The organism is Bifidobacterium sp. ESL0825 (assembly GCF_052606465.1).
Genome location: NZ_CP199589.1, coordinates 699607 through 717730, shown reverse-complemented (window position 1 = coordinate 717730; position 18124 = coordinate 699607). Strand labels below are relative to the sequence as shown.

Below are 18124 nucleotides of genomic sequence, written 5' to 3'. Positions count from 1 at the left end.
GGTACATGTCATTCTTTGATTTCTTCGGTTCCATGTTCGACCCTGAGGGCGGTCCGGGTGGACCAGGCCGGCGTCGCAACGACGACGACCCGGTCATCCTGCATGTGCAGACCGATGGGGAGGGTCCCGGCCAAGGGGGCGGCAGCACGCCCCGTTTCCGCTTCGCCGGACCAGGTGACCCCCGGCTGACTTCCCGCAAGAAGGACAATAACGGACCTTCCAGGGGCATGCGGATTCTGGCTGTGGTTGTCGCTGTCGTCCTGGTCGTCCTCCTGCTTTTGTTTGGGCTCAGCCGCTTCATCACCGATGTCATGTGGTTCTCTCAACTGGGGGCGGCACGGATTGTTTGGACCCAGCTGGGCATCAAGGTGGGCCTGTGGCTGGCCTACGCCCTGTTGCTGGCTGCGGTGACCCTGTTCTCGGCCTTCCTGGCCATCCGCAGCCGTCCCGATTCGCCCGACGGGTCCACCATCAGGGTCAGGGGCGATCTGATCGAGGTCGGCAAGGGGGTCTCTTCACGCAAGGCGCTCAAGGTGGCCGCGGTGGTCTCCCTGGTCGTCGGTGTGTTCTTCGGCTTCCAGTTCAACGCGGATTGGAAGCAGGTGCTCCTGCTCTTCAACGCCCAGTCCTTCGGGGTGCGCGATCCCCAGTTTGGCCTGGACAACGGCTTCTATGTCTTCATCCTGCCCGGGCTGCGGCTGCTGGTCTCCTCTTTGCTGATGATGCTGCTGGCGGCCACGGTCTTCAGCCTGGTCACCAACTTCCTCATGGGAGGTATTCGCTTGACCATGCCCGTGCAGGGCCGCGGCATTCTGGAGATGACCCGTGCCGCCCGCAGACAGGTAGCCGTCTGGCTGGTCCTGTTCATGCTGGTCTGGGCCGGCGACACGGCCCTGGGCGTCTTCGGCAGGCTGACCGAGGAGGGCGACCGGATCACCGGCGCCTCCTACACCTCGGTCAAGGCGGCCATTCCCGTCACCCTGATCATGGCTGTGGTCATGGCTTTGCTAGGCATCATCCTGGCGGTCTGGATTCTGAGGTCGTCCACCCTGGAACCCGGCCGTGTCCATGCAGGATCGCTGGGTTCGGCCGTCAAGCAGTGGCGGGTTCCCGTCCTGGCTGTAGCCGTCACCGTCGTCCTGTCCCTGCTGCTGACCGTTTTCTGGCCGGCGCTGGTCCAGCGCTTCCGGGTCAACCCCAATGCCCAGGAGATGGAGTCCGCCTACATCCAGCGCAACATCACCGCCACTGCCCAGGCCTATGGGCTGGACAGGCTGAAGACCGAGGCCTATGACGCCACCACCGAGGTCCAGTCGGGCGCCCTCTCCCGTGATGCCGAGACCACTGCGCAGATCCGTCTGCTGGATCCCCAGGTGGTTTCGCCCACCTTCCGTCAGCTGCAGCAGTCCAAGCAGTACTACACCTTCGAGGACACCCTGGCCGTCGACAAGTACGACATCGACGGGGTCAGCCAGGACACGGTCATCGGCGCTCGCGAGCTGGACCTGGAGGGCAACGACAACCGCAACTGGGTCAACGACCACACGGTCTTCACCCACGGCTACGGGATCGTGGCCGCCTACGGCAACAAGGTCACCCCGGACGGGCAGCCCGAGTTCTTCGAACAGGACATCCCCACGAAGGGCAAACTGACCGACAGCCAGCACTACGAGCCGAGGATCTACTTCTCGCCCAACGCGCCCGAGTACTCCATCGTCGGCGCGCCCCAGGGCTCCTCAGGCTGGGAGTTCGACTATCCCACCGGCTCCAAGGGAGCCACCAACACCTTCAAGGGCAACGGCGGCCCCTCGGTGGGCAACTTCCTGGCCCGGGTCCTCTACGCCATCCGCTTTGGATCCGACCAGATCCTCTTCTCGGACCGCGTCACCCCCGACTCGCAGATCCTCTACAACCGCTCGCCCAAGGAGCGCGTGGCCCAGATCGCCCCCTATCTGACCCTGGACGGTCGCGTCTACCCGGCTGTGGTGGATGGCCGGGTCAAGTGGATCGTCGACGGCTACACCACCTCTGACGCCTACCCCTACTCCCAGAAGGTGGACCTGGGTCCCATCACCCAGGACACGACCACCCTGAGCTCGGAGGCCGTCAAGGGACTGGGCTCCCAGAAGGCCAACTACATCCGCAACTCCGTCAAGGCTACGGTCGATGCCTACGACGGCTCGGTGGATCTGTATGCCTGGGACGCCAAGGATCCGGTGCTCAAGGCCTGGCAGAAGGTCTTCCCCGGCCAGTTCAAACCGCTCTCGTCCATCTCGGGCGACCTGATGAGCCACATGCGCTACCCGGAGAGCCTGTTCAAGGTCCAGCGCCAGCTCCTGTCCCAGTACCACGTCAACTCGGCCAGCCAGTTCTTCTCCGGCGAGGACTTCTGGCAGACCCCCGTGGATCCGACCGGGAGCAGCAAGGAACAGAAGGCCGGGGTCAAGCAGCCTCCCTACTATCTGACCCTGCAGACACCGGGGACTGACAAGCCCGCCTTCTCGCTGACCTCCACCTTCATCCCCGCCGGCACCTCCACCAGGGAGATCCTGACCGGGTTCCTGTCCGTGGATTCCGACGCCGGGTCCACCAAGGGGGTGATAGGACCGGACTACGGGACCATCCGGCTGATGGAGCTGCCCAAGAATTCCAATGTGCCCGGCCCCGGGCAGGCGCAGAACAACTTCAACTCGGATGCTGCGGTCTCCACCGAGCTCAACCTGCTCCAGTCCGGGTCCACCAAGGTCAAACGCGGCAACCTGCTGACCCTGCCCATAGGCGGCGGGCTGATCTACATCCAGCCGGTCTACGTCCAGTCCAGCGGCGCCACCAGCTTCCCCCTGCTCAAGCGGGTTTTGGTGGCCTTCGGGGACAAGGTCTCTTCCTCGGCCACCCTGGATGCGGCCCTTGACAAGACCTTCCAGGGCAACTCGGGCGCATCGGCCGGCGATGCCGACAACACCGGACGCACCAATGCCGAGGCTGACCAGAGCAAGCAATCCGGCAAGGCCCCGGATAAGACCACCGGGTCTGGCGAGGCATCGGCCACAGGGGGGCAGGCCCTGAAACAGGCCCTGGACAAGGCCAACCAGGCCATGAGCGACGGCGATGCCGCCCTGAAGAAGGGCGACTTCAGCGCCTACGGCGAGGCGCAGAACCGTCTGCGCGAAGCCCTCAAGGAGGCCTCCGACCAGGAGGGCGGCAACAAGTGAGCGCCACCCCGCGCATCCGGCTCTGCCGCCGCGGGGACCTGGAGGCGGTCACCGCCATCTACAACCAGGCGGTCATGGATGGCGGTTCCACGGCGGATACGGCCCCGGTCAGCCTGGACCAGCGCCTGGAATGGTGGCTGGACCACGATCCGGACCAGGGCCATCCGGTCCTGGTCCTGGAGCAGGAGGGCAGGGTGCTGGCCTTCGGCTCCCTGTCGGCCTACTACGACCGGCCCGGCTACCAGGAGACCTGCGAGCTGGGCTACTACGTGGACCGGGGCAGCCGTGGACGCGGCCTGGGAGCCCTGATGGTCCATTCCCTGCTGGAGCGCGCCCAGCAGGTGGGCATGCGTCTGGCCGTGGCCATCATCTTCGATGACAACTCGGCTTCCAAGGCCCTGCTGCACCGGTTCGGGTTCAGCCGCTTCGGTCTCCTGCCCCAGGCCGCCTGGGACCGGTTCGCCCTGCATGATGTCTCCTACTGGAGCCTGTCCCTTGAGCGAAACGGGGTCGGGGAGCCTGTGTAGAATCTCACCGTCCCGTTCGAGAGCAGGAGGTATCACCTACATGGCATCCGATTTCTGGCTGATGGCCGGACTGGGCAACCCGGGTGACGAGTACAAGGGCACCAGGCACAACATGGGCTTCATGTGCGCCGATCTGCTGGCCGAACGATGGTCGGTCAACCTGCGCGATCACAAGGGTCTGGCTCAGCTGGGCCGTGGCACCCTGGATCTTGACGGATGCCGCATACCCTTCTTCCTGGCCAAGCCGCTGACCTTCATGAACGACTCCGGCGATGCCCTGGCCTCCATCTGCTCTTACTACCACATACCTGTTGGCCGGGTCGTGGTCATCCATGACGACATGGACCTGGAGTTCGGCCGGATCAAGGTCAAGGCCGGCGGGTCCTCGGGCGGGCACAATGGCATTCGTTCCATCGACCGCTCCCTGGGCAGCAACGCCTACGCCCGGGTCCGCATGGGCGTGGGGCATGCCCGAGGAGGTCCTGACGCCCACCGGCGCACTGTGGATTGGGTTCTGGGCACCTTTGCCGGCGACCAGCGCAAGCGTCTGCCTGAGTTTTTGGCCGACGGCGCGGACGCCGCGGAAACCGTAATCATCAAGGGCCTCAGCCAGGCTCAGGAGCAGTTCAATGGTCGATGAGCATACCCAGAAGGCGGAGTCACAGGAATCGCTGAATGGATCCCTGCGTCCCCTCCTGGACGACCTGCAGGCAGACGCTGCCTTCACCAGATTGGTCCAAGGAGACTCCCAGCCTGCCGCCGATACCGACACCTCCCTCATGGTCCAGGCTCCCCAGGGCATCAGGCCAGCCCTGGCGGCCGCAGCTGCTGGACGTGCCCCAGTCGTCCTGGTGGTCCCCTCCGAGCGTGACGCCCAGGAGATGACCGGCGCCATCCGCTCCTGGTATGAGGGCGATCCGGGTGATGTGGCCCTGCTGCGCTCTTGGGAGACCCTGCCTCACGAACGGCTCTCGCCCCGGGCAGACACCGTGGCCTCCCGGATGGCCGTCTTCAGGCGGCTGGCCCATCCGGTCCAGGGCGACCCTGACTTCGGACCCATCCGCATTCTGGTCATGCCCGTGCGCTCCCTGCTGCAGCCGGTGGTCAAGGGTCTGCAGGATGTGGAGCCCCTGGTCTTTCTGCGCGGCCAGGACCTGCCACTGGATCAGGCCGTCGAAGCTCTGGTCCGCAACGCCTACACCCGGGTGGACCTGGTCATGGAGCGCGGCCAGTTCGCCGTCCGAGGCGGCATCCTGGATGTTTTCGTCCCCACCATGGCCCACCCGGTGCGCATCGAGTTCTTCGGCGACGAGGTGGACACCATCCGCAGCTTCCACGCCTCCGACCAGCGCACCTACGGCCCTGACCTGGACCGGATCTGGGCGCCGCCCTGCCGCGAGCTGCAGCTGACCGACCAGGTCCGCGCCCGCGCCCGCTCCCTGATCGGGAGCATCCCCAACGCCGACGACATGCTGGAGTCCATCGCCCAGGCCATTCCGGTGGAGGGCATGGAGTCCCTCCTGCCTGCCCTGGTCGACGACCTGGTGCCGGTAGGGTCCATGCTGCCCGAGGGCGCTCTGATTCTGCTGTCGGAGCCGCAGCTGCTGGCCCGTTCCGCCCAGGACCTGGTCAAGACCGCCAACGAGTTCCTGGCCGCCAGCTGGCATGTGGCCGCCTCCGGGCAGGGCTCGGGCGCGCCCATCAGCTTCGACAGGGCCAGCTTCCTGGACTACGACGAGGTCATCTCATCCCTGGAGTACCGCAAGGGGGAGGTCTGGAAGCTGACCGACCTTTCGGTGGACCCGGACCGCCAGGGGGCCGAGCGTCTGGATGCCCTGGCCCCGGACCAGTACCGCGGCGACGAGGACCGGGCCGCCTCGGGCATCGCCTCCCTGCTGGAGCGCGGCGACCGGGTTGTGGTGACCGCTCCGGCCCAGGGAACCCTGAGCCGTCTGCGCCGGGCCGTGCAGACCACTGGTGTTGTCGGGGTGGAGTACCACCGTTCCCTGGCCGTGGACGGCTTCGTGGACCAGTCCGCCCATCTGGCCCTGCTGACCGAGCGGGACCTGACCGGGCGCACCAGCGTGGCCGCAGGCAGCAAGACCTCCAACCGCCGGCGCAAGGCCATCGACCTGGACGAGCTCAAACCCGGCGACTACGTGGTCCATGACCAGCACGGCATCGGCCGCTTCCTGGGCATGCGCCAGCGCAGCGTGGGCGTGGGCCCCAGCAAGGGCAGCCGGGAGTACCTGGTCCTGGAGTACGCCCCATCCAAGCGCAACGCCCCGCCAGACAAGCTCTTCGTGCCGGCCGACCAGCTGGACCAGGTCAGCCGCTACATCGGCGCCGAGATCCCCAGGCTCAACAAGCTGGGCGGATCCGACTGGTCGGCCACCAAGGCCAAGGCCCGCAAGCACGTCCACAAGATCGCCCAGGGCCTGGTCAAGCTCTACTCGGCCCGGCAGCGGACCAAGGGCTTCGCCTTCAGCCCGGACACCCCTTGGCAGAAGGAGCTGGAGGATGCCTTCCCCTACCAGGAGACTCCGGACCAGCTGACCGCCATCGATGATGTCAAGGCGGATATGGAGAAGCCGGTGCCCATGGACCGCCTGATCTGCGGGGATGTGGGCTTCGGCAAGACCGAAATAGCCATCCGCGCCGCCTTCAAGGCCGTTCAGGACGGCAAGCAGGTGGTGGTCCTGGTGCCCACGACCCTGCTGGTCCAGCAGCACTACCAGACCTTCACCGAGCGCTTCGAAGGCTTCCCGGTGGATGTGGCCGCCATGAGCCGCTTCCAGACCGCCAAGGAGAACCAAGCGACCATGGAGGGCCTGGCCAGCGGGGCTGTGGACGTGGTCATCGGCACCCACAAGCTGCTCAACCCGCGCATCCGTTTCAAGGATCTGGGTCTGATGATCGTGGACGAGGAGCAACGCTTCGGCGTGGAGGCCAAGGAGACCCTCAAGGCCATGCGGACCAACGTGGACGTCCTGTCCCTGTCGGCTACGCCCATTCCACGCACTCTGGAGATGGCGGTGACCGGCATCCGTGAGATGTCCACCCTGGCCACGCCACCCGAGGACCGGTTGCCGGTGCTGACCTATGTGGGCGCCTACGAGGATGCCCAGGTGACGGCGGCCATTCGCCGCGAGCTCCTGCGCGGGGGCCAGATCTTCTATATTCACAACCGGGTGGAGGACATCGGCAAGGTCTCGGCCAAGGTGCAGACTCTGGTCCCTGAGGCCAAGGTGGGCGTGGCCCACGGCAAGATGGGGGAGAAGCAGCTGGACGGGGTCATCCGCGACTTCTGGCACCGTGACATCGATGTGCTGGTCTGCACGACCATCGTCGAGACCGGCCTGGATATCCCCAACGCCAACACGCTGATCGTGGACCGGGCCGACCGCTTCGGCCTCTCCCAGCTCCACCAGCTGCGCGGCCGGGTGGGACGCGGCCGGGAGCGCGCCTACGCCTACTTCCTCTACGACCCCAGCAAGCCCATGACCCAGACCGCCCACGACAGGCTGGCCACCATCGCCCAGAACACGGCCCTGGGGTCCGGCTACGACGTGGCCATGAAGGACCTGGAGCTGCGCGGCACCGGCAACCTGCTGGGCGACGAGCAGTCCGGCCACATCGAGGGGGTCGGCTTCGACCTATACGTGCGCATGGTCTCCGAGGCGGTGGAAGAGTACAAGGAGCCCGGGCGGACCGAGCCGGTCACCGTCAGCATCGACCTGCCCCTGGAGGCCTCCATTCCGGTGGACTACATCGATTCGGACAAGCTGCGTCTGGAGGCCTACCGCAAGCTGGCCTCGGCCCGCAACGAGCAGGATCTGCGCGACCTGCACGAGGAGCTGACCGACCGATACGGACGTCCGCCCGCCCAGTTCGACACCCTCTTCGCGGTGGCCAGGCTGCGGGCCAAGGCTCGCTCCCTGGGCATTGCGGAGATCGCCTCCCAGGGCTCCCGGGTGCGGATCAGGCCCGTGACCATGCCCGACTCCCTGCAGGCCAGGATCGCACGAATATACAAGGGCAGCCAGTACCGCCCGGTGACGCAGACCCTGCTGATCCCGGCGCCCTTCGCGGGCTCCCTGGGATCGGGCCCCATGGATTCGACGGCCATGACCGCCTGGGTGGACACCCTGCTGGACGACCTGGCCTGGGGGCTGCCCAAGTCCTCGGACGATGGCACGCCAGCGGGTCCCGCCCCCGTCCAACAAAACTAGTATCCTGTAAGAGACATCACAACAACTTATTGAAGGAGCAGTTGTGGCAGCAATTGAAAGCGTGTTCGCGCGCGAAATTCTTGATTCCCGTGGCAACCCGACCGTCGAGGTCGTTCTGCAGACCGAGGACGGCGCCGAGGGGCGTGGTCTGGTTCCCTCCGGTGCCTCCACCGGCGAGGCCGAGGCCTGGGAACGTAGGGATGGCGACAAGAAGCGCTATCAGGGCAAGGGTGTGCTGGACGCCGTCAAGGCGGTCAATGAGACCATCGCTCCCAATGTCATCGGCATGGACGCCACCGATCAGCGCGCCCTGGACGAGACCATGATTGACCTGGACGGAACCCCCAACAAGGGCAAGCTGGGCGCCAACGCCATCCTGGGCGTCTCCCTGGCTGCGCTCTATGCGGCTGCCGAGTCCGCCGAACTGCCTCTCTACCGTTACCTGGGCGGCACCAACGGCCACATCCTGCCTGTGCCCAACATGAACATCATGAACGGCGGCGCCCACGCTGACTTCGCCACCGACATCCAGGAGTACATGATCTCCCCCTACGGATTCGACTCCTACCGGGAGGCCCTGCGCGCCGGCGTCGAGGTCTACCACACCCTCAAGGGCATCCTGAAGAAGGACGGCCACGAGACCGGCCTGGGCGACGAGGGCGGCTTTGCCCCCAAGATGAAGTCCAACGAGGACTCCCTGAAGTACATCGTCGACGCCATTGAAGCTGCCGGCTACGAACCCGGCAAGCAGATCGGCCTCTGCCTGGACGTGGCCTCCTCGGAGTTCTACAATAAGGACACCGACAAGTACCACTTCGACGGCGAGGACCGCGACGCCGACTACATGCTGGACTACTACCAGGGCCTGGTCGAGCGCTACCCGCTGGTCTCCATCGAGGATCCCTTCGCTGAGGAGGACTGGGGCGCCTGGCAGAAGATCACCGCCGCCATGGGCGACCGCCTGCAGTTCGTGGGCGACGACCTGCTGGTGACCAACCCCAAGAGGCTGCAGAAGGGCATCGACCTGAAGGCCGCCAACTCCCTGCTGGTCAAGCTCAACCAGATCGGCACCGTGACCGAGACCCTGGACGCCATCGAGCTGGCCACCGCCAACGGGTTCACCTCCATGGTTTCCCACCGTTCCGGCGAGACCTCCGACACCACCATCGCCGACCTGGCCGTGGCCAAGAACACCCGCCAGATCAAGACCGGCGCTCCGGCCCGTGGCGAGCGCATCGCCAAGTACAACCGACTGCTGGAGATCGAGGAGGAGCTGGGCTCCACCGCCGAGTACGCCGGCTACAGCGCCTTCAAGGCCTGCAAGAAGTACACCAAGTAAGGTCTTGCCAGCCGGGCCGGACCCCTTGCAGGTTTTGACCCGACGGTGAATCTTTCACCCGTGGCGGTCCGCGTCGGCTGCCGCGGGTATTTTTATGGGTATGGCCAAGAACAAACGTGACGGCGCCAACCGGCGGACAGGCAGGCGGTCGTCGGGACCCATCACCTTCTTTGTGGCGGTCATCATCGTGGCCCTTGGGCTGATTCAGCTGGTCTCCACCTTTCACGCCTACGCCATCAATCTTTCCGAGCTCAACGGCCTGCGCAACCAGCAGGCCCAGCTTGTCGAGCACAAGCGTGACCTGGAGAACCAGATCCGGCGCTGGGACGACAAGGCCTATGTGACCGCCCAAGCCCGGGATCGGCTGGGATTCGTCTTCCCTGACGAGGAGGCCATCCGGGTCCTGCACCCGGAGGCGGTCACGGGCAGCAAGGACAAGGACCAGGCCGGAAGCAAGGGGGTCCGGGCCCCCAGGAAGAACTCCCTGCCCTGGTATCAGGAGATGGCCTACTCCTTCGCCAAGGCCGACCAGGAGCCTACTGCCAATGGGAGCAAGGGGGAATCCAGTCCGACCGGCTCTGCCAGTCCGTCTGGTTCAAGCAGTCCAGGCGGTTCTGATGGCCCCTCTCCATCCGAGGGCGGGGGAGCGCAGTGAACTCCGACAATGAACTTAGCAGCAGGAAAACAATCAGGGAAGATGAGGACAGCGTGATCAAGGCCCAGGAAAGGCCCCAGGCAGCAGTGGAATCTCAAGCCGCAGACAAGATCCGGGTCGAGCCTAGAGCCTCCAGCCTGGTTACCGGCCGGGATCTGGCGGCGGTCAAAGACCGTATCCAGGAGCTTCTGGCGACCCCGGCCACGCCGGAGCAGACAGCCGTCGTGAACCGGCAGCTGGGCCGCTATCCGCGGGGCATGGTGGCCGTGGGCGCCCGCTGCGTCTGCGGCAATCCGCTGGCTGTGGTCACCCGGCCCCAGCTGGAAGACGGCACGCCCTTTCCGACCACCTGCTATCTGACCAGCCCCGAGGCCGTCAAGGCCGTCTCCCGGCTGGAGGCCGACGGCGTCATGGCCGACTGGAATGCCGAGCTTGGTTCGGATCCGGACCTGGCCAGCGCCTACCGCAGGGCCCACGAGCTCTATCTGGCCTTCCGTTCCGCCCTGGCCCAGCTGCTGGGCGACGACGAGGGGCACATCGCCGGAATCTCGGCCGGTGGCATGCCCAAGAGGGTCAAGTGTCTGCACGCTCTGTCTGCCCAGTCCCTGATTATGGGGCCTGGGGTCAATCCCCTGGGCGACCGGGTTCTGAGTCTGGTGCGTCGGGTATTCGACCCGCAGGTCTGCCGGTGCGCGCAGCCTTGGACTGAGGCATCCGGGCAAGCGAACCAGCAGGAAAACCAATGAAGGGGGCTTCCATGGATCAGGTTACGGTGGCGGGCGTGGACTGCGGCACCAACTCCATACGTCTGCTGATAGCCCAGGTGGACCGACAGGGGCTCCACCCGGTGGCTCCCAGGCTGATGCGGGTCATCCGGCTGGGGGAGGGCGTGGACCGCGACCACCGCTTCTCCGATCAGGCTCTGGAGCGCGCCTTTGAGGCCTGCCGGCTCTTCGCCCGGCAGCTGCGGGAACACCCGGTGGACGGCCTGCGCTTTGTGGCCACTTCGGCCACCAGGGACGCTGACAACCGAGAAAGCTTTGAGGAGGGGGTGCGCTCCATCCTGGGGGTTGCGCCCGAGGTTATCAGCGGCTCCCAGGAGGCCTCGCTGAGTTTTCTGGGCGCGGTCAGCGTGCTGGAGCAGCGGGGCAGCGCCGACATGCCTCCTGCGCCCTACCTGGTGGTCGACCTGGGTGGCGGCTCCACCGAGCTGGTCCTGGGCGGGGACGGGAGCGATCTGCCTGTGGACCAGGTCAGGGCCTCCTACTCCATGAACATCGGCTCCGTGCGGATGACCGAGCGCCATCTGCTGGGCGATCCGCCCACCCAGGAGCAGATCGACCAGGCGCTGGAGGATGTGGACGGCTGGATCGACCGGGCCTTCGAACAGGTTCCCGTAGCCGGGGTAGGCAGCCTGATCGGGGTCTCCGGCACGGTGACCACCATGAGCGCCCTGGCCCTGGGATGCGAGGTCTACGATCGCCATGCCGTCGATGGCCGGTCCATTGCGGTCGATGCGGCCCGCCGGGTTGACGACCGGGTGCTGAACATGAGCCGGCAGGAGCGCAGGGAACTCAAGGCCATCCATCCCGGCCGTGTGGATGTGATCGGCGGCGGCGCCCTGATCTGGAGCCGTCTGCTGGAGCGTCTGGGCCAGGCCAGTCCCAGTGCGCTGGCTTCGGGAACCTATGTGGCCAGCGAGCACGGCCTTCTGGATGGCCTGGTCCTGGACTACGGCCGGACCCTCCTGCGCGAATGATATACTAAGGCGTTATGGGTTACGGCCCCGGTGGCGAAATGGTATACGCATCGGACTTAAAATCCGCCGCCTTCACCGGCTTGTGGGTTCGATTCCCACCCGGGGCACCAAGGCCTCATCGGCTTGGACGGCAGTGTCGCAACTTGTCACCCGGCCGACGAACCGATACTCTGGTACGCAAGAAAACCAAAGGAGTTGTCATGAGTGACCAATCCATGCCCGAGGTGAACGCCGAATTCGGCGCCACGCCGACCATAACCTTCCATGGTCCGGCGCCCAGCGGGCTGCGCGCCGTGGAGCTGGTCGAGGGGGACGGGCCGGTCGTCCGCAAGGGCGATACCGTCACCGTCAACTATCACGGCGTCGTCTGGGGTTCGGATCAGGTCTTCGACTCCAGCTTCCAGCGCCATCAGCCGGCCAGCTTCGGCATTGGCGTGGGGCAGGTCATTCGCGGCTGGGACCAGACGGTGCCCGGTCACAACGTGGGGTCCAGGTTGGTGGTCTCCATTCCGCCGGAGTATGGATATGGCCGTCAGGGGATGCCCCAGGCGGGCATCGGCGGCGACGATACTCTGGTTTTCGTGATCGACATCATATCGACACGGTAGACAAGGGTCTCCAGGCGCCGGTGAGGGCCGGCGCCTTTTTCATACCCTTGACTTTGCAGTTCAGGTCGGGCCACGAGACAAGCGCATCAAACAAGGAGGAATCACATGGCTGAGGAAAAGACGATTCTGCTGACACAGGCCGCTTACGACAAGCTGAAGGAGGAGCTCGACCACCGTCAGGGCGAGTACCGCGACGAGATCACCGAACGCATCGCAGCGGCTCGTGCCGAGGGCGATCTGAGCGAGAACGGCGGCTACCAGGCTGCCCGCGAGGAGCAGGGCAAGAACGAGGGACGGATCAACGAGCTGATCGTCAAGCTGCGCAACGCCAAGATCCTCAAGGCCCCCAAGGCGGGCACGGTGGGCAACGGCTCCCTGGTGACCCTGACCATGGCCGGCAATGAAATGGTCTATGTGCTGGGCTCCAGGGATCTGACCGTGGCCACCGACTACGACGTCATCAGCCCCGAGTCGCCCATCGGCGCGGCCCTCATGGGCGCCAAGAAGGGCCAGACCGTGACCTACAAGGCACCCAACGGCAAGGACATCTCGGTCACCGTCAAGGATGCCCAGCCCCTCAAGTAGCGGGACGACCCCTCACCGTCCCGGCCCGGCCTGAATGAAGCCGCTCCCCGCCATGGTCGACGGAGAGCGGCTTTTTCTCTGGGTCACCGCTCTCTGGGTCATCGCTTGATTCGTAAGGTCGGCCGGTGGCTTGTGTTGGATGGTGCTCGATGAACAGACCGCCAGGTTGGCGATTTGTTCAGCGCAGGTTGCAGACCACCAGGTAGATGGCCACGATGTGGCAGGCGTAGCCTACGACCGTGCCGCAGTGGAAGATCTCATGGAAGCCGAATACCCGCGGCCAGGGATCCGGCCGGCGCAGACCGTAGACAATCGCCCCAAGGATGTAGGCCAGACCGCCGGCCACGATCAGCCACACCACCGGCGGACCGGCCATAGGGGAGTCCCAGAAGAGCTTCAGGAAGCCCACGCCCGAGACTCCGAAGACCACGTAGACCAGGGTGTAGAGCCAGCGGGGAGCCTCGATCCAGAAGACGTGGACGATCATGGCCACCAGGCTGGCCCCCCACATGCCCAGGATGATGATCCGCCGCCAGAAGGGATCCAGGGCGAAGGAAATGGGCGTGTAGGTGCCGGCGATGAGCAGGAAGATGTTGACATGGTCCAGGCGGCGCAGCACGTCCGTGGTCCCCGGGGTCCAGTCGCCCAGATGGTAGAGGGCGGAGTTGCCGAAGAGGGCCAGTGAGGCGACCATGAAGACCGCGCAGGCCAGCTTGAGCCCAGTGCCGTGGGCCAGGCAGATCAGCACGATGCCGGCGGCCAGGGCCAGGGGGGCGGCCACGGCGTGGATCCAGCCACGCAGGAGGGGCTTGGGACGGCCGTGGACATCCAGGCGGACCTTGCGCTCGATCTCCATGTCGGGGATGCCCTCGATTCGCGAGGCCTTGATCTCAGCCTTGGCCATGATCCGCGCAGCCTTGGCCTTGGCCTTGGCACGCACCGCGTCAGCCCTGGCCTGCAGATGGGCCTCGTGGGCCACCTCCGCATCCCGGCGCAGGTAGGTCAGCTCCTGACGGCGTTGTTGACGACGGCGTTCGAGATCGGGATCGACCTCCTGATCCTCGGACGGTCTGCCGTCCTCGCTGGTCCTGGTTGCCATGGCCCTCCCTTGGCCCCTTGACTGGTCCGGGCCTGTAGGGTCCGGTCGCCGGGGCGAAACATCCGTCAACCACCCTACCCCAGACCTGCGCATTGGACGCGCATGTCATCATCGCCCTTGGCATGACCCGCCTGTCTGCTTCCGAGGGCCCTTTGTATGATGGGGGGCATGGCTGATTTTTCCGAGATTCTGGCATCCTGCGACGACTGCAATGAGGAGGACCGTGAGTGGCTCCACCACCTGGTGGCCGACTGGCAGGTCATCGCCGATCTGAGCTTTGCGGACCTGCTGCTCCTGCTGCGCACCGGCGAGGGGGAGTTCACCGTGGCCGAACAGTGCCGGCCCTCCACGGTCATGTCCCTGCGCACCGAAGATGTGGTGGGGGAGCACTTCCCGGCTGACCGCCGCGAGGAACTGGAGGCGGCCATGCAGTCCAAGGGGGTGCTGCGGTCCACCAAGCTGCGCACCATAGGCCGCGCCACGGTCTGCGACGTCTATGCCCCCATCCGTCACCAGGGCAGGACCCTGGGTCTGGTGGTCCGCGAGACCAACATGGCCACCCGCGAGTCCAACGGCCGCTACGAGAGCGAGAGCATCAACGCGGGCAAGGAGCTCTTCGAGATGATCACCCGGGGCGAGTTTCCCTACGCGGATTCAGTGCTCAACCAACGGCACAACGCCAGGGTGGCCGACGGCTTCTTCGTGCTGACGTCAAGCGGCGTGGTGCGGTACGCCTCGCCCAACGCCATCAGCTGCTTCCGCAGGCTGGGCTCAGTGGAGACCATGATCGGCCAGTACCTGAGCGAGATCGGCACCTCCCTGCTCAAGGAGAACGATCCCGTGCCCGACTCCCTGCCACTGGTCCTGTCGGGCAAGGCGGCCGTGGACTCGGAGCTGGACGCCAACGGATCGGCTGTCTCCATGCGCTCCCTGCCCCTCTATGGCAAGCAGGGCCGGATCGGCGCCATCGTGCTCTGCCGGGATGTGACCGAACTGCGCCGCCGGGAGAAGGAGCTGCAGACCAAGGATGCCACCATCTCCGAGATCCACCACCGGGTCAAGAACAACCTCCAGGCCGTGTCGGCCCTGCTGAGGCTGCAGGCCAGGCGCACCAAGTCCGACGAGGTCCGCAAGGAGCTGGAAGAGGCCCAGCGACGGGTCCAGACCATCGCTGTGGTTCATGAGGGCCTCAGTCAGACCGCCGACGAGATTGTGGACTTCGACAAGGTGATCGCCAACCTGCTCAAGATGAGCGTGGATCTGGCTACCACCAGCGACCAGCACATCACCATCTCCTACGTGGGCAAGTTCGGGATGATGCCCGCCCAGGATGCCACACCCCTGTCCCTGGTGCTGACCGAACTGGTCAACAATGCGGTCGAGCACGGCTTCGAGGGCCGTGACGAGGGGCATATCACCATATCGGTGGGCCGGGGCGGCAACAACCTCAATGTGGTGGTCGAGGATGACGGCAACGGCTACAGCACCGAGTCGGATCAGGGCCAGGCTCGTTCCACCGGATCCGGGCTGGGCACGCAGATCATCAATACCTTCGTCACCAACGACTTCGGCGGCACGGTCAAGTGGGAGCCCCGCCGGGATGGCGGTACCAGGGTGGTCATCAACATCAAGCTGCGCGTGGCCCAGGACGTGTGATGCCTGGCGCCTTTTAGGAAAAGAGAGGGGCGACGGCATCAAGCCATCGCCCCTCTCCTGTTTTGCGCAACCGGGAAGGTGTCAGGACTGCATCTGCATGGCCTGGGACCTGCGCGCACGCATGGCCCTGCGCTTCAGAGCCCTGCGTTCGTCCTCGCTCAGTCCGCCCCAGACACCGTAATCCTGGTTGGTGTCCAGCGCGCACTTCAGACAGGCGTCAATGACCTTGCAGGTCCTGCAGACAGCCTTGGCCTCCTCGATCTGCTGATAGGCTGCACCGGTGTTGCCGACGGGGAAGAACAGCTCAGGGTCCTTGTCACGGCAAGCAGCCTTGGCGCGCCAATCAAACGCATTACTCATCTACCTAAGCCTCCAAGAAGTTTTTATCGATGCTTTTATCACTACCCTATGCAAGATAAGCACGATGAGTGACTTTTTTCAAGGGTTCATTTGTTTTACGGCTAAAGAGAACACCTGTAGCGGAATGGCGAGACCCGCCTCCAGAACCAGACACCGTCCGGGAATGGCGCTGGCCCGGGCGGGGAGGGTGGCCAGCTGATCGGCGGGGATGCCAGCTGCCAGATCGGCCCCCCGTTCGCCGCAGGGGAACACCAGACGACGGCTGAAACGCTCTGGTCTGCGCAGGGCGCTGGCCGTCTCCACGGCCAGGATCACCGTGGTCGCCTCCTGACCCAGCGCCTCCTGCAGAAGAGGGGCCAGAGGATCCTGACAAAGCGGATCCAGCAGATCCTGGGCATCGTCAAGAATCCAGACTAATGCACGGCTGCCATCCTGGCGGCCATGAGGCGGTGGCGGCACCGTGGCGGGAAAGTCCCGACTGCTGTAGCCATGGCCTGTCCGGCGCGTGATGCGCAGGTCGAAGCTTGGCTCTGGTCGGGCTCCGGGCTTCATCAGGGTGAGCAGGGAACGAGCCAGCAGAGCCAGAAGGGTGCTCTTGCCCCGACCTCGAGGTCCGATCAGGGCCGTATGACCGCTGAGCGGCAGGCGATAGAGATGGAGCAGAACCCCGTCGTCCATGTGTCCCAGAGGAATCTGAGGCCGTCCCGATTGCCAGAGGACCTGCCCGCAGGCCGGATCATGCTCTGGCAAGGGAGGGGAGAAAAGCGGTGCCGGCGGTCGGCTGCCGCAAAAGCGGCTGGCCTTGACGATCTGGCCCACCAGGGCCTGCGGATCAGCTGCAGAGCAGGTGCGGAAGGCCTGGGGGCCCCGGCCCTGCTCCAGGAAGCCCAGACCTGGACAGGCAGGGTCGATCGCCGTGGCACAGGAGGAGCCCAGCAGCTCCCTGGACTGCAGGGGGTCCCGCACTCGCAGACAGATGCCCAGGTTCATGTTGGCACGCATCTGGGCGCTGACCTGCCCCATGGTCTGCTGGGTGCAGGCCACCAGGTTCATGCCCAGGGATCTGCCCTGAGAGGCCAGAGAGGTCAGCCTGTCCAGGTAGTCAGGCAGGAGTTGGCGCAGGGCCTGGAACTCGTCAATGACCACCACCAGGCGCGCTGGGGGATCGGCCATGCGTGCAGTGTCCTCGACCCCTGCTCTGGCGACCAGGCGCTGGCGGCGCTCCAACTCCCGCTGAAGGCCGTTCAGCGCGCGTACGGCCCGGTCCAGGTCCAAATTAGTCACGCAGCCCACGGTGTGCGGCAGTCGGGCCAACAGGCCGAAGCCGGCACCGCCCTTGAAGTCCAGCAGGACCAGATTGAGCCGGTCTGGCGGCTGACTGGCGGCCAGGGCCAGACACCAGGTCTGCAGAAAGACCGACTTGCCCGAACCGGTGGTGCCTGCCACCAAGGCGTGGGGTCCGTCGCGGGGCAGATCGATGACCAGCGGGCCATGGTCAGGCCGGATGCCGATGACTGCCGGTGCCGACCTTCCTGATGCGGCAAGCCATGCGCGGACGATGCCCTGCCAGGGCAGACCTTGCGATCCCGAAGGCCCTGATTCCAAGAGCCGGGACTCCAGCTGAGGGCAGGGGTCAGAGGCCAGTCCAGCCAGGTCCTGCAAGGTCTCGTTCTCCGTAGTCATCGATAGGGATGCACGATCCGATACTGTGCCGTATGCCGATTGAGCGCCTGCCGGCGGAGCGGAAGATGACCGGCGATGCATTCGCAGCAGGCTCAGAAGCACCATGGCCAGGGTGCCCGTCAAACTGGGCAGCAGCAGGAGGAGGAGCATCCAACGGCCCTGGCCGACCACGTACCAGATCATGCCCGCCTGGGCCAGGGCTGGAGCCGTCTGCGCAACCAGGGTCAAAATGACCTGGGCGCTTCCCCTTTTGGCCTTCCCCTCTTTGGTGCCAGCAGAGTGCCGATCGCCGCATGCAGCCTCGCTCGGGACTGTCGGCCCGGCTGCTGGCAGTGGAAATACAGTTGCTGATGAATCGGCCTTGATCATGCCTTCAGCATGAGCTGCCCGACGCAGGAGCGCTAGAGCA

General features: G+C 65.4%; 14 protein-coding genes and 1 tRNA gene. 12 read left to right on the top strand and 3 right to left on the bottom strand.

The features are described 5' to 3' along the window. Nucleotides 1–5: 5 nt before the first annotated feature. From ACUIAG_RS03150 to ACUIAG_RS03100, 11 genes are all read left to right on the top strand, one after another. Nucleotides 6–3212, top strand: coding sequence for a UPF0182 family membrane protein (locus tag ACUIAG_RS03150; RefSeq protein ID WP_445340138.1), 3207 nt, complete (start codon nucleotides 6–8; stop codon nucleotides 3210–3212). Beyond that, a complete protein-coding gene (locus ACUIAG_RS03145) occupies nucleotides 3209–3739 on the top strand; it encodes a GNAT family N-acetyltransferase (RefSeq protein WP_445340137.1) in 531 nt (176 codons plus the stop codon). Before ACUIAG_RS03150 ends, ACUIAG_RS03145 begins: the two co-directional genes overlap by 4 nt. Nucleotides 3740–3779: 40 nt before the next feature. Beyond that, nucleotides 3780–4379: an aminoacyl-tRNA hydrolase gene (pth, locus tag ACUIAG_RS03140; RefSeq protein ID WP_445340136.1), complete on the top strand. Its 600-nt coding sequence runs from the start codon at nucleotides 3780–3782 to the stop codon at nucleotides 4377–4379. Further along, the gene (gene mfd, locus ACUIAG_RS03135) at nucleotides 4369–7971 is read left to right on the top strand and encodes a transcription-repair coupling factor (RefSeq protein WP_445340135.1); all 3603 of its coding nucleotides are present in this window, start codon (nucleotides 4369–4371) and stop codon (nucleotides 7969–7971) included. Before pth ends, mfd begins: the two co-directional genes overlap by 11 nt. A 43-nt stretch (nucleotides 7972–8014) precedes the next feature. Further along, nucleotides 8015–9310 carry a phosphopyruvate hydratase gene (gene eno / locus ACUIAG_RS03130; protein ID WP_024627326.1) on the top strand — a complete coding sequence of 432 codons (1296 nt, stop codon included), beginning with the start codon at nucleotides 8015–8017 and terminating at the stop codon, nucleotides 9308–9310. A gap of 100 nt (nucleotides 9311–9410) precedes the next feature. Beyond that, nucleotides 9411–9965, top strand: a complete 555-nt coding sequence (locus ACUIAG_RS03125; protein WP_445340134.1) for an FtsB family cell division protein — start codon at nucleotides 9411–9413, stop codon at nucleotides 9963–9965. Nucleotides 9966–10120: 155 nt separating this feature from the next. After that, complete coding sequence (locus ACUIAG_RS03120) at nucleotides 10121–10711, top strand: DUF501 domain-containing protein (protein WP_445340356.1); 591 nt, start codon at nucleotides 10121–10123, stop codon at nucleotides 10709–10711. Nucleotides 10712–10722: 11 nt separating this feature from the next. Next, complete coding sequence (locus ACUIAG_RS03115; RefSeq protein WP_445340133.1) at nucleotides 10723–11724, top strand: Ppx/GppA phosphatase family protein; 1002 nt, start codon at nucleotides 10723–10725, stop codon at nucleotides 11722–11724. A gap of 24 nt (nucleotides 11725–11748) precedes the next feature. Further along, a tRNA-Leu gene (locus tag ACUIAG_RS03110) sits at nucleotides 11749–11834 on the top strand. Between the two features lie 90 nt (nucleotides 11835–11924). Continuing rightward, nucleotides 11925–12332, top strand: a complete 408-nt coding sequence (locus tag ACUIAG_RS03105) for an FKBP-type peptidyl-prolyl cis-trans isomerase (RefSeq protein WP_024627330.1) — start codon at nucleotides 11925–11927, stop codon at nucleotides 12330–12332. Between the two features lie 105 nt (nucleotides 12333–12437). Further along, the gene (locus tag ACUIAG_RS03100; protein ID WP_024627331.1) at nucleotides 12438–12917 is read left to right on the top strand and encodes a GreA/GreB family elongation factor; all 480 of its coding nucleotides are present in this window, start codon (nucleotides 12438–12440) and stop codon (nucleotides 12915–12917) included. A gap of 178 nt (nucleotides 12918–13095) precedes the next feature. Here the strand turns inward: ACUIAG_RS03100 and trhA are convergent, their stop codons facing one another. Further along, nucleotides 13096–14016: a PAQR family membrane homeostasis protein TrhA gene (trhA, locus tag ACUIAG_RS03095; RefSeq protein WP_313836694.1), complete on the bottom strand. Its 921-nt coding sequence runs from the start codon at nucleotides 14014–14016 to the stop codon at nucleotides 13096–13098. Between the two features lie 168 nt (nucleotides 14017–14184). Between trhA and ACUIAG_RS03090 the strand changes: the two genes are divergently transcribed. Continuing rightward, nucleotides 14185–15672: a sensor histidine kinase gene (locus tag ACUIAG_RS03090; RefSeq protein ID WP_445340132.1), complete on the top strand. Its 1488-nt coding sequence runs from the start codon at nucleotides 14185–14187 to the stop codon at nucleotides 15670–15672. Nucleotides 15673–15753: 81 nt separating this feature from the next. On the opposite strand, the gene ACUIAG_RS03085 is transcribed toward ACUIAG_RS03090, so the two are convergent. Together ACUIAG_RS03085 and ACUIAG_RS03080 are read right to left on the bottom strand one after the other, a co-directional pair. Further along, nucleotides 15754–16032: a WhiB family transcriptional regulator gene (locus ACUIAG_RS03085; RefSeq protein WP_015021978.1), complete on the bottom strand. Its 279-nt coding sequence runs from the start codon at nucleotides 16030–16032 to the stop codon at nucleotides 15754–15756. Nucleotides 16033–16110: 78 nt separating this feature from the next. Further along, nucleotides 16111–18084, bottom strand: coding sequence for an FtsK/SpoIIIE domain-containing protein (locus ACUIAG_RS03080; RefSeq protein WP_445340131.1), 1974 nt, complete (start codon nucleotides 18082–18084; stop codon nucleotides 16111–16113). Nucleotides 18085–18124: the final 40 nt, after the last annotated feature.

Excerpts from the sequence above, each read along its gene's own strand:
- ACUIAG_RS03150 (WP_445340138.1), top strand. The coding sequence starts at position 6 with ATGTCATTCTTTGATTTCTTCGGTTCCATGTTCGACCCTGAGGGCGGT.
- pth (WP_445340136.1), top strand. The coding sequence starts at position 3,780 with ATGGCATCCGATTTCTGGCTGATGGCCGGACTGGGCAACCCGGGTGAC.
- mfd (WP_445340135.1), top strand. The coding sequence starts at position 4,369 with ATGGTCGATGAGCATACCCAGAAGGCGGAGTCACAGGAATCGCTGAAT.
- ACUIAG_RS03125 (WP_445340134.1), top strand. The coding sequence starts at position 9,411 with ATGGCCAAGAACAAACGTGACGGCGCCAACCGGCGGACAGGCAGGCGG.
- ACUIAG_RS03115 (WP_445340133.1), top strand. The coding sequence starts at position 10,723 with ATGGATCAGGTTACGGTGGCGGGCGTGGACTGCGGCACCAACTCCATA.
- ACUIAG_RS03105 (WP_024627330.1), top strand. The coding sequence starts at position 11,925 with ATGAGTGACCAATCCATGCCCGAGGTGAACGCCGAATTCGGCGCCACG.
- ACUIAG_RS03100 (WP_024627331.1), top strand. The coding sequence starts at position 12,438 with ATGGCTGAGGAAAAGACGATTCTGCTGACACAGGCCGCTTACGACAAG.
- trhA (WP_313836694.1), bottom strand. The coding sequence starts at position 14,016 with ATGGCAACCAGGACCAGCGAGGACGGCAGACCGTCCGAGGATCAGGAG.
- ACUIAG_RS03090 (WP_445340132.1), top strand. The coding sequence starts at position 14,185 with ATGGCTGATTTTTCCGAGATTCTGGCATCCTGCGACGACTGCAATGAG.
- ACUIAG_RS03085 (WP_015021978.1), bottom strand. The coding sequence starts at position 16,032 with ATGAGTAATGCGTTTGATTGGCGCGCCAAGGCTGCTTGCCGTGACAAG.
- ACUIAG_RS03080 (WP_445340131.1), bottom strand. The coding sequence starts at position 18,084 with ATGATCAAGGCCGATTCATCAGCAACTGTATTTCCACTGCCAGCAGCC.